This is a genomic window from Hymenobacter sp. AT01-02 (assembly GCF_000961955.2).
Lineage (GTDB): Bacteria > Bacteroidota > Bacteroidia > Cytophagales > Hymenobacteraceae > Hymenobacter > Hymenobacter mucosus.
In genome coordinates, this window is record NZ_JZIR02000003.1 from 208,339 (window position 1) to 222,117 (window position 13,779).

9 protein-coding genes are annotated in these 13,779 nt (G+C 54.3%); 6 read left to right on the forward strand and 3 right to left on the reverse strand.

Annotated features, from left to right (window positions below):
- Positions 1-36: 36 nt before the first annotated feature.
- The 3 genes from VI25_RS01875 to VI25_RS01885 all read right to left on the reverse strand — a co-directional run bounded on the left by VI25_RS01875 (position 37) and on the right by VI25_RS01885 (position 5,376).
- On the reverse strand, positions 37-678 hold the full coding sequence (locus tag VI25_RS01875; protein ID WP_045689268.1) for a heme exporter protein CcmB: 642 nt from the start codon (positions 676-678) through the stop codon (positions 37-39).
- Positions 679-928: 250 nt separating this feature from the next.
- Positions 929-4,234 (reverse strand): PD40 domain-containing protein, encoded by a 3,306-nt coding sequence (locus VI25_RS01880; RefSeq protein WP_052695333.1) that lies wholly within the window; start codon positions 4,232-4,234, stop codon positions 929-931.
- A gap of 17 nt (positions 4,235-4,251) precedes the next feature.
- Positions 4,252-5,376 (reverse strand): NAD(P)/FAD-dependent oxidoreductase, encoded by a 1,125-nt coding sequence (locus tag VI25_RS01885; protein WP_055562211.1) that lies wholly within the window; start codon positions 5,374-5,376, stop codon positions 4,252-4,254.
- A 118-nt stretch (positions 5,377-5,494) separates the two neighbouring features.
- Here VI25_RS01885 and VI25_RS01890 point away from each other — a divergent pair, with 118 nt between their 5' ends.
- From VI25_RS01890 to VI25_RS01915, 6 genes are all read left to right on the forward strand, one after another.
- On the forward strand, positions 5,495-6,130 hold the full coding sequence (locus VI25_RS01890; protein ID WP_045689263.1) for an MBL fold metallo-hydrolase: 636 nt from the start codon (positions 5,495-5,497) through the stop codon (positions 6,128-6,130).
- A gap of 111 nt (positions 6,131-6,241) precedes the next feature.
- On the forward strand, positions 6,242-6,979 hold the full coding sequence (locus tag VI25_RS01895; protein WP_045689264.1) for a CDP-alcohol phosphatidyltransferase family protein: 738 nt from the start codon (positions 6,242-6,244) through the stop codon (positions 6,977-6,979).
- A gap of 135 nt (positions 6,980-7,114) precedes the next feature.
- A complete protein-coding gene (locus tag VI25_RS01900; protein WP_045689265.1) occupies positions 7,115-8,419 on the forward strand; it encodes a hypothetical protein in 1,305 nt (434 codons plus the stop codon).
- On the forward strand, positions 8,320-11,049 hold the full coding sequence (gene porU / locus VI25_RS01905) for a type IX secretion system sortase PorU (protein WP_082455357.1): 2,730 nt from the start codon (positions 8,320-8,322) through the stop codon (positions 11,047-11,049). The genes VI25_RS01900 and porU overlap by 100 nt, the downstream gene beginning before the upstream one ends.
- A 46-nt stretch (positions 11,050-11,095) precedes the next feature.
- Entirely contained in the window at positions 11,096-12,292 is a 1,197-nt protein-coding gene (porV, locus tag VI25_RS01910; RefSeq protein ID WP_045689266.1) for a type IX secretion system outer membrane channel protein PorV, read from the forward strand.
- 11 nt (positions 12,293-12,303) lie between these two features.
- Positions 12,304-13,584, forward strand: a complete 1,281-nt coding sequence (locus tag VI25_RS01915) for a M16 family metallopeptidase (protein ID WP_045689267.1) — start codon at positions 12,304-12,306, stop codon at positions 13,582-13,584.
- Positions 13,585-13,779: the final 195 nt, after the last annotated feature.

Genomic DNA, 13,779 nt, shown 5'->3' on the forward strand with positions numbered 1-13,779 from the left:
AATGCGCTATTGGCGCCTCAGTGCTTACAAACCGGCTTAGCTTCTCCATAGGAAGGGAAACAAGAGGTAAGAGACAGCCGCAACTATCATGTTTAGGGCTACTAGTGTTAGCAGGGAGCTTTGGCTGGCTTCAAACTCCAGCCCATCAAGTGCATTTTTAGATACTTTGATTAACAGCAGCAGCATAGGCACCATCAGCGGGAAGCCTAGCACGGCCATCAGCGTGCTACTATTGGTAGCCTTAGCCGCAATGCCTGATACTAGCGTTAGTGTGCTGGCAAACCCCACTGCCCCGAGTACTACATTGCCCACGAAGAGCGGAGTGTTTTGCACGGGATTTCCGAGCACAATGGCATAAAGCGCAAAGCCTATCAATGCTAACCCCAGCAATAGCAGGGCATTGTAGCCAATTTTAGCCAGAATAACAGCTTGGGGCCGCACCACCGTATAGTAGTACAACATGCGGCCGCGGCTTTCTTGCAGGAAGCCTTTCGCCACCGCGTTTACGGCTGAGAACAGCAGGACAATCCAGAATAGCGCATTCCAGGCCGGGGCCGGAAGTTGTCCGCCGCGTAGGGAGAAGCTGAGGTAGCATACAAACACAGTGCTGCCCACGTACAGCAGCATCCCATTCAGGGCCGCGCGCTGCCGCCATTCCAGACGGAAGTCCTTCTGTATCAACACCCAGATTTCGCTCAGTAGCGTCACGGCAACACGGCTGGTAAAAGGACCGCAAAGATACAACCCAACTCCCGGATTAGCCTCTATTAGGTCCGGAATCCATCTGAATCTGCTACCTATTTACTGGTGCAGTTCGTAGTGGGCCGCCCACTAAGGGGATGCAGCGGTGCTTGCAACCGCGTGGGTACAAAAACGAAAGCCGCCGAAATTTCTTTCGACGGCTTTCCGCAAGTGGGTAGTAGCTACCCTAGAAATCGTACCCTAGCGTCACGTATACTTTCGGGCCTTTTTCCGTGTAGTTCTCCCGGCCCCATGCAAGGTCGCCTTTCACGTAGAAGCCTAGTACAGTGCTGCGCATGCCAAAGCCGTAGCCGTACAGCATAGGGTTGCTGAAGTTGATGACGGTGGCCGTAAAGGGGTTTTGTCCTTGCTCTTCGATCTGCGTGTTGTTCGAGTTGTTTACGCTGAACGGGTTAGCACCAGAATAGGTAGTACCTACATCACCGAAAGCCGTGAGTTGCAGGTTCCGAAGGAAACCGGAGTCGATTGGCTTACGAGACAGGTACTGAATAATAGGAAGCCGGAGTTCAGAGTTGAGCAGCACATACTTCGGGCCCGTGCGCTTGCTATAGTTGAAGCCGCGCATATTGGTCACAAACTGCTGATACATTAACTCCGTGGGGTCGGGCAACGGGTCTTGGCTGCGCGTGGCTAGTTGCGGACCATCGTAATCGTTGTTCAACCAGTTGTCCATACCGCCTAGGCGGAAGAAAGGAGGCAAGCTGCCGCCGCCTAAGAACTGCCCAAAGCTGGCCCGGTTAGCCCAAATCAGCTGCCGGTGAATTTTCTGGTAGTGCCGCAGGTCAACGTAAATCTTACCAAAGGTGGGCACTCCATTATCAAGACCATACAGCCGCTGGTAACCCACTTTCATGCGGGTACCTTCTAGCATATTTACGCCCGTAGCAACGGAGTTATCGAATACCAATTCGCCGGAGCCGCCTAGGTAGCTGCGGTTTACATCGGTGGTACCGCTGAGGTCAGAAAATACCTGCCGGCTTACGTTTACAAAGCGCGGCCCCAGACGGACGCTCAAGTTGTGCGTGAGAGGATACGCTATGGTAGGCGCTACCTCGTGACGGCCATAGCGCAAGCGGCTCTGGTATGTTTCAGAGTCAAAGAAGTATGCTTGCTTGGTATAAGCAATAGTCCAGTCGTAGCGATGTTTGAGGTTGGTATACTCAGCAAAAATATTGCTGGTGCGCAAATCCGTCAGGGCAAAAATTCCTGCCCGAATCCGGTGGTCCTCAAACAGGTCAGCCATGTTAGCCTGGGCAATGATGCCAAGGCCCAACAGTGGATCAGCGTACAACGACGATACCACATTGTCAACGCTGAAGCGGTTATCGTAGCGGTACGGTCCCGTTACGCCACTCGTTTCGGAGGGGGCGGCCTGGGGCAGTGCTACAATGGTAGGCGCCTGTTGGCGGGCGATACGGCGCGGCGTGGGGTTGGCCCGGGAGGTTGGAATATCCTCGTCGAACTCGTAGTCAGTGGTATTGACGCGCCCATCGGTACGACGTGGCTGCTCTCCGTTGCTCTGATTTTGCTGCTCTTGTGCGTTGGCGATAGTAGGCGCCGTAGGACTAGGTGCCGGAGTAGCTGCTTTGGTGGGAACTGGCGCTTTCGAGCGGTCTTCCAGTATTTCTTGGCGGGCCGTTTTGGAAAGCGTTAGGTTTTCGGGCAACGCGTAGTTGGGATACAAATACACGAAGTCGCGGGCCTGCTCAGCAGCCACAAAGCCCAGAGTGCCAGAGGTAGCGTTGTAGTCGTAGTCCTTGATGTTGGGCAGGAAGCTTGTTACGGGCTGGTACTTCTTGGTAGCCAACGACAGGCGGTATAGGCTGCGCACGCCACTTTCCTCGCCCACGAACAGCACCTCAGAGTCGGACAAGGCCCGTGGCCGCCCTTCATTAGAAATGGTGTTCACCAACGATTCTACGGGCTGGGCCCGGCCATCGAGGTGATACAGAAACAGGTCGTAGTTATTCACTACTGCCCCAAAGCTGCCTTTTGCTGTGCCAGCCGAGTCGAGCCACCGATTCGAGCTGAAAACTATTCCGCCCCCACCAGGCAGGAAGGCTGGCTCTACGTCGTCGAAAACATCACTAGTGAGCTTTTCCGGCGTCCGGGTGCCAGCACGAAGGAGGTACAAATCGGTTTGACCATTGCGCACGCCACTAAACACCAAGGACTTGCCATCGGGCGAGTAGCTCATGCTGTTGACCTGCGAGTACACCGAGAATATGGAAGCATTTTTGCCGAAAGTAGGCAGTAGGGCTTTCAGGCGGTCTAGCATGCTTCCAAAGCCGCCTTGGGCATCACGCAACTGCAAGGTCATATCGCCCTTGTACATCTCCGCCACGGCCACTTGCCCATTGCCCCGCCAAGCCAGCACCGGCAAACGAGTTTCAATTTCCTGGTCAGGCGTTTTGTAGCCCCCGCGGTGAATAATGTCGCGGCCCTTGCCGTCTTTACCAACGACCAAAACGCGGTAGCGGCCCCGGTCATTCTGCACGTAGGCCAAGCGCTGCCCATTGGGGCTCATCACTGGCTGCGAGTAGAGCACGCCTTTGCGGTTGTTGCGCACTACGCGCCGCGCCTCGTCGGTATTTTGAAACGGCGTTTGGGGTTGAGCGTTCAGCTGACGGTAGTATCCCAGCCAATCTTTCAAGAACACCTTATAGGGCACATTGAGCGACGAACTAATGCCCACCTCAACGTCGCGGGTAATACGAGTGAGGTTGAGGATGTTTTGAATGCTAGTATAGCCGTAGCGTTCTGCTATGTAGTTCCAGATGCTCTGGCCCGCCAACTCAGGATTGCGAAGAAAGAACGGCGCCGTCTTCGTACCCTCGTACTCGCTGGTCATGGTACGCATGTAGTCGTCCATTTCCACGCTCCACCCCTGGGCGGCGTACGCCGATGCGCCACTAATAAACCAGTTGGGCAACTGCAACAGGTAGCTGCTCTGGATGACTTCCTTGAGGGAGCCCCCATACATCATATCGTTAAGCAGCACCTGGGTTATGTGGGTGCTTAAGTCCTGCTTGAACCGTGTCTGCTGCCCTTCAAACGCAATCTGAACTTTTGTGAGGCGGGTTAGTGAGGTCTCGCCACCGGTTTGGTACTTATCCGCATCCAGACCAATGTTGCTCTGCCGTAGGTCGCCCACGGAGTTGTACAACATAATCGTCGTCTTTGAATAGGGGTAGTACCCAATAAGCCCCGTGATGCGCTGCAACTCTTTCTCGGCATATTCCGCCGCGTGCCGGGCGTTGGTTTCGCCGCCCGCATAGAAATAGATGTTGAAGTTCTGGGTGCTGAGCTGCTGCCAGTTGAAATCCTTGTACTGGATACGCACACGCCCGAACGGCTCCTGGGCCGTTTGGGCCAGGGCGGCCCCACCCGGCAGAAAGGCACCCAACAGCAACGCAGCCAGGCCAGCCGGACGGCCCCAACCGCGCCGGGAAAGAAAGAAGATGTGCTTCATAGAAGAAGGCTGAAATACTAGGAGCGAGAACCAGAAGAAGATGCTACCCCAGCCGAAGACAAGGCGGCAATGTATAACGCAGAATACCGCTGAATATTGACCTCGGACCACAACTCCTGGCCAGTTTCCAGCCAATCAGCCATCAGGGTAGCCAGCCGGGGGGCCAGCATCACACCTTTCGAGCCGAAGCCATTGAAAATGTGTACGGAAGCTTGCGCCGGGTGGGTGCCCAGCAATGGCTTCCGGTCGCGCACCGCCGGCCGAACCCCGGCCCGCTGGCCCGTCACCCTGAATGGTTCGGTGGTCATGGCATCTAGACGCTGGCTAAGCTCTTGGCGAGCTTCCGGAGTGGTGCCCGCCGCAAAGGGCGGCCAACGGTACGTTGCGCCCACCCGAAACTGCCCGTTGCCGAGCGGTACCACGTAGGCGCCTTTATTTAATACTTGCTGATCAGAAAGACCGGCGCATTCCACGTCCAGCACTTCTCCTTGGTTAGGAGTAAGCGGCAGCCAATGAAAATAGGGATTATGCCGGGCATTAGCACCTTCGCAGCACACCACGTGCTGCGCCCGTACCCGACCTGCATAAAGCAGACCTCCCCCGTCCTCTTCCGCAGCCGGAACAAGCTGCTCCCAAACAAAAGTTTCGTGCCACAACCAACCTTCCTGAATTCCTTCGGCGGCTAAGGCAGCCAGCACGTTGCTTACTAGTACGTGGCCTCCGCCCCGGATGCGTAGGCCCCCATAGTCTGCTCGCATACCAGGCACCACTGGCAGCGGCTCGCCTGGGTTTTCCACGAAGTGTCGCCACGGTTGGTCCACACTGCGGGCTATTACTGTGTTCTGTTCTGCTACGGAGGAAAACAGCTTCAAGATGGGAGCTTCCACGAAAAATGGCTGGCCAAAACGGGCTTCCAACTGGCGGTAGAATGCGCTAGCGGCGGGTAGCAATTCTTCTACGCGCCAGGCCAAGGCAAAGCGCTTGCCCGCCACAGGGTTCATCAGCCCCGCAGCTACGTTCGAGGCCGAATCAGGCTGGGGCGTGTCTATCACAAGCACACTACGGCCACGCCCACGTAGCTCGTGCGCCAGGGTAGCCCCGGCAATGCCGTGGCCTATTATCAGGTACTCTACTTGTGTCATGGCTGGCAAGGTACGGGGGTAGGGTGAAACGCGGGTAGCGTGGGCATCATTCGCAGTAAGACTCGTAACTTACCCTCGCAATTTTATTCGGCTGGCACTGGCCTCATTCCTTCATTGCATGACTGTCTCTGGATTTACCTTCAATGCTTTTTCTGAAAACACCTATTTGCTGCATGATGCCTCTGGGCAATGTGTAGTGGTAGACCCCGGCTGCTACGAGCGGGCCGAACAGGAGGCACTACAAGCATTTGTTACTGCGCAAGGGCTGCAGGTGGTACTACTGCTGAACACGCATTGCCATATTGACCATGTGCTAGGCAATAAGTTTATCCTCGACACCTATCAAGTCCCGTTTCTTATTCACGAAGCTGACTTAAGCGTGCTACGGGCCGTCCCTACGTATGCCTCTAACTATGGATTTCCACACTACACGCCGGCCGAGCCTACCGGTTTTCTAACGCCGGAGAAGCCGGTGCGCTTTGGTGAAACCGAACTGGAAGTGCGCTTTGCGCCGGGCCACGCGCCGGGCCATGTAGTATTCTACCATGCACCTACGCGTACCGTCATTGGCGGCGACGTGCTATTCCGAAGCAGCATTGGGCGCACCGACCTACCCGGCGGCGACTACGATACTCTCATTGAAAGCATCAAAACCCAGTTGCTTACCCTCCCCGATGATGTAACGGTATATCCGGGCCACGGCCCTGCTACCACCATTGGCGCCGAGCGGAAAAGCAACCCATTCTTGCGCTAGCGTATTTTACCCCGCGTGGCTTGCTGTCCTAGCTGCTATTTTACTTCCTATTCTGAAAATCTCCTTGGGGCGTAGTGCCCTGCTCTACTAGCTCCTGATTACCTCCAAACCTTGAAAAAGCACCTCCCAAACGCGCTTACCTGCTTAAATCTACTGTGCGGCTGCCTGGCTCTTACCCTTATCCTCGGCCCTGGCGTCTCCCAGGCTGACGCTACTTCGCTTTCCTGGCAGATGCCACTAGTAACGGCAGCTTACCTCATTGGCATAGCTGCCGTGGCCGACTTTTTTGATGGATTGGTGGCGCGTGCCCTGCACGTTTCTTCTCCCATTGGGAAGGACCTGGACTCCCTAGCCGACATGGTGTCATTTGGGGTAGTGCCGGGTGCTATTTTATTTCAGTTGCTGCGGCATGCCCTCCCCGCTACTGGTCTCCCTGAATGGTTGGCATACGTCGCCTTCGTGGTTAGTATTTTTTCGGCGCTGCGGCTGGCCAAGTTCAACAACGATACCCGGCAGTCTGACTCGTTTATTGGCCTGCCTACGCCTGCTTGCACCTTGGTGGTAGCCTCATTACCACTCATTCTAGCCCACGACACATTTTCCCTGCAGGATATTATTCTGAACCCGTGGGTACTGCTGCTCCTGGCGCTGACTTTGGCGGGGCTACTGGTAGCGGAGCTTCCCCTTTTTGCTTTAAAATTCAAAAACCTACGGTGGCAGGATAATTCTCTGCAGTTCATTTTCCTACTGCTGAGCTTGGGTCTGCTAGTAGTATTGCAAGCGGCGGCCATCCCGTTGGTTATTTTACTGTATGTGCTGCTCTCAGTGGTAAAGACTGCGCGCGCCTGATATTTCTATTGGCAGGCCACAATATTTACCTGGTCCGATAGTTAAGTAGCCGGCGTTTGCTGAACTGTGCCTACCTACTACCTGTTGCGAACTGTATTAACCACTCCTCGTTCACCAGACTATTGAGCATTTTTTATGCGCCACTTTACTAGTTGGGTTCTGGCCGCAGTGGCCGCGTTGGGCTTTGTGGCATCTGCTGCAGCTCAGTCGGCCGAGCAGGTGGTACAGGGAAAAGTAGAATGGCTGGGAACCGTACCCGCAATAGTAGGCAACCAATTGCGCCGCGTGCCCAGTTTCCGGGGTGCTACATTCCGCATGAATGAGCAGGTAGGTACGTATCAGCTACGCTTGCCGGGCAACGTGACGGATGGGCAGCTGCGCGAAGCAGAATACGAGGCCGCCACGCCCCTAGAAACGCGCCAGCTTAGCCTTGCTACGCTTCCCGCTAGCCCAACAGTATGGCTTACCCATACCACCGAGCAACGTCAACCAGTCACGCTACTGGCGGTGCAGCCCCTACGCCGTAACCCCCAAACCGGACAAGCCGAAAAACTCACGTCGTTCACCTACGCCTACACGCGTAGCTCCGACTCCCGCCGCGACGGACAAAGCACCCGCGTGTACGCCCGTACCTCCGTTCTGAACCAGGGCGAGTGGTTTAAGATTGGGGTACCCTCTAACGGCATCTACAAGCTCAGCAAAGCCACCTTACAGAGCTTTGGACTCACTGTGCAGGGCATTGACCCTAGTCGCCTGCGTTTATATGGCAATGCAATGGGTACGCTTCCTCAAGCCAATGCAGCCTATCGGCCCGATGATTTGGTGGAAAATGCTATCCAATTTGTTGGCGATGCCAATGCTACCTTCGACGACAACGAGTACTTTCTATTTTATGCCCGCGGTCCACATACCTGGGTGCGCGATGGTTTTGCCACTCGTTTTCGCCATCAAACCAATATTTATACCGATACCGCCTACTATTTCCTGACGGTAGGCACCACTGCCGGCCGGCGCGTGGCAACAGCTCCAGCCGTTACGGGCACGCCTACGGCTCGCATTACTGCCTTTACAGAGCGGCAGTACTATGAGCGCGACCTTCTCAACCTTCTGAAGTCGGGCCGCACCTGGCTGGGAGAGGAATTCTCGACCACTAACCAGAAAACCTTTAGTTTTCCGGTGGCCGATTTGGTACCGGGTACTACCGCTAGCATCACGTCATCGGTGGTGTCTACGGGGGCTAGCTCGTCTATATTTCAGGTAGGCATCAATGGCCAAACCAGTACGCAGGTAGTAAGCGGCAGAACACCAACTCCCTATCCGGAAATAGCCAACACTAGTGTATCTACCTTCGCTTATGTGGTTCCTGCCACGGCTCCGGCGGAGCTACGGGTAGATATTACCTACAATGCGGCTCAGACCTCTCAGCCAAGGGGTACTTAGACTATCTAGAACTTAATGCCCAGCGTCAGTTACGCTTAAATGGGAGCAGCTTGGAGTTCCGTTCTCTCGAAAACATTGGGCCGGCAGCCATTAGCCAGTTTGATGTCGGCAACGCCGCCGGTGCTACCGTATGGGACGTCACCAACCCGCGCCGACCAGCAGCTGTTAGCTTTAACAACGGCTCCTTCGTGGCACGCACCGATACGCTACGCGAGTTCGTGGCATTTACGCCGGGCAGCTCCTTTCCCGCGCCATTAGGCTTTGGCAAGGTTGCCAACCAAAATCTGCACACCCTGAATCTGGACGGGAAAATAGACCTGGTCATTGTCACGCACCCTGCCTTTTTAGCGCAGGCCCAGCGGTTGGCCGACCACCGTGCTAGTCACGATGGCTTGGTGGCAAGCGTAGTAACGACCACGCAGATATATAACGAATTTGGTTCGGGAGGGCAGGATGTCACGGCCATCCGCGACCTGATGAAGATGATCTACGACCGGTCACCATCTGGCAAGCAGTTGTACCTCCTCCTCTTCGGCGACGCTTCTTACGACTACAAGTCGGACCCAACAAACAACAAAGCCCAACAGCCCAGCTGGTGGGCAAACCGTTTACCAGCCGACGCCGACCGTATTGCCCAGAACTACGTTCCCGTTTACGAATCAGTAGAAAGCTTTGACCCCGTGCAAGGCTTCCGCCCCAACAACCAAGGCATTAGCTATTCCTCTGATGATTACTACGGCATCCTCGATGACGACGAGGGTGCGTGGTTACCAGGCTCCAATGAGTTAATGGACGTGCGGGTTGGCCGCCTCCCAGTGCGCTCGGCAGTAGGCCAATATGGCAATGCTGATATGGCAAAGGCGGTAGTCGATAAGCTTATCCGCTACGACAGCCCGACTAGCTATGGCAAGTGGCGCAACCGCCTCACGTTCGTCACGGATGACGGCGACGCAAACCTATTCACAAGAGCAGGTGCCGAGCCACTAGCAAACCCGCTAGCTACTACGCAGCCCAACTACAACGTGCGCAAGGTGTATCTTGACATGTACCGGCAAAACCCTGTAGCCGCGGGTCAGCGCTCCCCCGAGTGCGAACAGGCAATTGATGAGTCTTTTGAGCAGGGTTCCTTACTTGTGAGCTATATCGGGCATGGTGGCCCCACTGCCTGGGCCGACGAGCAAATTTTAACCAGTGCTTCTGTTCTTCGCCTGCAAAATACCCGCCGCTTGGCGTTCATGTTCACCGGTACGTGCGACTTTAGTACTTACGACAACCCTGAACTCACTTCCGCCGGCGAATTATCCCTGACCGACATTGCAGGGGGCGCTATTGGCTTGTTTACCACTACGCGGGTAGTGTACGCCAGCAACAACCAAGGCCTAGCGGTTGAGTTCTTTAACGACGTGCTACAACGGCGCTCCGACGGGACCATGCCCCGCATCGGGGACGTCATCACCACGGCCAAAAACATTGCCGCCTTTGGCGATGCCAACCGCAACTACGCCTTGCTAGGCGACCCTTCCATGCGCCTAGCCTACCCCGACCAACAGACCGTTGTGACGGAACTCAACGGCCGCCCTGCAGGAGCTACCCAGCAAGACACCTTAAAGGCCCTAAGCCGAGTAGTGCTCAAAGGAGAAGTACAGCAAAGCGGTCAGCGTAATTCTACCTTTACCGGCACGGCTCAGGTAACGGTCTTTGAAAAGCAGTCCATCGTTAAAACGTTGCGCAATGAATCCTCTGACTCGGTAATTTCCGTAGTTGTTCGCGAGAACGTGGTGTATGATGGGCAGGCCAGCGTAACCAACGGTCGGTTCACTGTCAACTTTGTGGTGCCGAAGGATATCAACTACAGCTTTGGGCTAGGCAAAATTAGTTTGTATGCCGCCGACTCCATTCGTAAGCAAGACGCCCACGGTGCCCGCTTGGTGCCAGTTGGTGGTGCTTCCGATTTGGCTTCGTTAGATACCATCCCGCCTCGCATTCGGCTTTTCATGAACAATGATGAGTCATTCGTGTTTGGCGGTCTGACTCCTACTACCTCTACCCTGCTGGGTAAGCTACGGGATGAAAGTGGTATCAATACGGCTGGCTCCGGTATCGGCCACGACATTACGGCTAGTCTTGATAATGACCCTAACAAAGTCATTATCCTGAATGAGTTTTACACCGCTAAGGTGGATAGCTTTCAGGCGGGCCAAGTGCAGTATGTGTTCAAAGAACTTACTCCGGGGCCACACCTACTTAAGGTGAAGGCTTGGGATACGTATAACAACTCCAGTGAGCGTAGTCTAGAATTCATTGCCGCCTCCACCGACAAGCTGGCTCTGCAACACGTCTTGAACTATCCTAATCCCTTTGCTGGTAACACGACCTTCCACTTCGATCATAACCGGAGTGGGGAAGAGTTAGACATTCAAGTGCAGATCTTCACGGTAGCGGGTCGCTTGGTTCGCACGCTACAAGGTTCGGCGCTGGCTGCTGGCTCGCACGTGTCGTCCATCACTTGGGATGGGCGCGATGAGTACCACGATCAGCTCGCGCGTGGGGTATACGTGTACCGGGTGAGTGTTCGCACAAGCGACGGCTCTACTGCTTCCAAATACGAAAAATTAGTTCTTCTCAACTAAAACCCTGGCTTTTCGCCTACCTTCCGCTCCTACTTTTTCCGTTGTTATGCGTTCGACAAAACTGTCCTTGCGTTTTGCCCTTGTTCCTAGTCTTTTGAGCCTCGCAGTTGCTGCTCAGGCCCAGACCCAGTCAAACGCTATTACCACTGCTGTACCCATCCTTACAATCAGTCCTGATTCGCGCTCAGCAGCCCTCGGCGAGGCAGGGGTGGCCATTAGCCCAGACGCCAACAGCGGATACTACAATCCTGGTAAGCTAGGATTCGTTAGGTACAAGTACAGCGTTTCTCCCTCGTATACGCCTTGGTTAGCTAGCGTAGCTAATGATATGGGCCTTGCCTACCTATCCGGTACCGCCAAGATTGGCCAACGCGCTGGCTTATCTGCCAATCTGATGTACTTTGACTTGGGTGAGATTCAGTACCGTAATGCCCAAGGCCAAGCCGGTCCAACGTTCAACCCCAAAGAGTACGCCTTAACCATAGGGTATGGTCAGCAGCTCAGCGAGAACTTTGGCGTTGGCTTAAATGCACGCTTCCTGCGCTCTAACCTCACTGGTGGCGCTGCCGATACGAAGCCTGCTAATGCCGTAGCCGTTGACCTGGGAGCCTATTACACCAACGACCTCACAATTGGAGCGGGCGAGTACAACTTGTCGTTAGGTGGTACTATTTCTAACATTGGCAATAAGATATCTTATACCAATGTCGCTCAGCCAGATTTTCTACCTATGAATCTTAAGCTGGGTACGGCCATTACGAAAGAGTTGGACCCTTATAACAAGCTTACCCTAGCTTTCGACGTGAACAAGCTTCTGGTTCCAACGCCTTTCTACGACGTTGATGATCCGACGAATACTACTAAGCAATCCGTGGTAGACGAGAACAGAAAGCGTGCTGAGCAAGGTATTGTTGCAGCTGTCTTCAACTCGTTTAGTGATGCCCCAGGCGGCTTCAAAGAGGAATTACGCGAAATCAACCTATCAACTGGCCTTGAGTATACGTACAACGATCTGTTGATGGCACGCGTTGGCTACTTCTACGAGAATCCCAGAAAAGGTGACCGGCAATACCTCAGCTTTGGAGCGGGCTTGCGCTACAACGTACTAGGGGTTGATGCAGCTTACTTGGTACCAAACTCGCGCAACAATCCGCTCTCACAAACAATCCGCATCTCTCTGCACTTTAACGTCAATGACCTCTCGGATGCCTTCGGTGAATCTGAGCCGTCTCCGACCAACTAACTCCCTACTGAATGCTCGACCGCACAGTCGCTCCTCCCGTTCAGCCGCTGGCCAGCGTAACGCTGCCCGCGGCTGACGTGTTTTCGCTCCCTAATGGAGCCCGCCTCCACGTTCTTTGTAACGCAGCCCAGCCAGTAATTCGCCTCCAGGCGGTATTCAAAGCCGGAAAGTGGTACGATACTGCTTCCGGCGTTTCGCTACTCACCGCTCGTATGCTGCTGGAAGGTACGCGTACCCGCACGGCCCGGCAGATTGCTGATGAAGTAGCTTTCTACGGCGCTTCACTGGAGTGCGAACAAGGGTTTGACCGGGCAACGCTTACGCTGTACTGCTTAGCTCGCCATTTGGAAAAGCTTCTTCCCTTGTTCCTAGATGTTTTAACTGAAGCTACATTCCCCGAAAACGAGTTCAATCAACTTAAGACCCGTACTATCCAAAACGTCCAGGTGGAGCGCCAAAAAACTAGCTATCTAGCAGCTGAACGGTTCTCCCAGAACCTATATGGAGCTACCTATCCGTACGGAGTGGTCTTTAACGAAAAGCAATTCGAGCAAACAACTTCTGAGGAGGTTAAAGCTTTCTACCATGCTACCTACCAGCTCTCACACGCTGAGCTGTTCTTATGCGGTGATGTCAGTACGTACCATGAGCAGTTGGTGCGCCAAACGCTAGGAGAAGGCATTGTAACTGAAAAGCCACTCGAAAAGCTTGTATCTGTTGCTCCTGCTAGCGGACCTGCACTCGATTATGTTACAGTACCTAGCAGCATTCAAGCTTCTCTACGCATTGGTCGTTTATGGCCGGCACTTGACCACCCCCAGACGCACCAACTCCAAGTACTAGTCAAAGTTCTCGGCGGTTATTTCGGTTCGCGCCTGATGAAGAACATACGCGAAGACAAAGGCCTGACCTACGGTATTTACGCTAGCACTGGCCCACGCGAACATGCAACTAGCTTCGCAATTGGTTCAGATGTAAACGCCAAGAATGCAGACGTGGCCATTAAGGAAGTTCAGCATGAGCTACGCTTGTTGCAAGAAGACCTAATTCCAGCAGATGAGTTGCGAACAGTGAAAAACTACATGGCTGGTAAGTTTGCTAATGAACTAAGCACTGTATTTGAACAGTGTGACAAGTATAAGAGCATTATCTTCTACGACCTACCAAGTACATTTTACTCTGACTTCTTGAAGGAGGTTGATCAAGTTGAGGCAAGCACTCTGCGAGAGCTAGCTCAGGAATACCTCTCACCAAATAGTATGATTGAGGTAATAGCTGGCCCAACACGCTAAGCAGATAAAAACGCAGCGCCCCACCGCTCCGCCTAAGCAAAGACGGGGCGGTGAGGCGCTGCGTACAATGAAAGCTAGTTCCTAAGCCCCCGGCTGGCAATGTTAACGCTAGATAGGCTTGTTAAGCAAATAGATAAAAGAGCCTCCCGGCTGGGAAGGCCCTAAACGAGACGAGCCCCCGGCGCATCCCCCCCC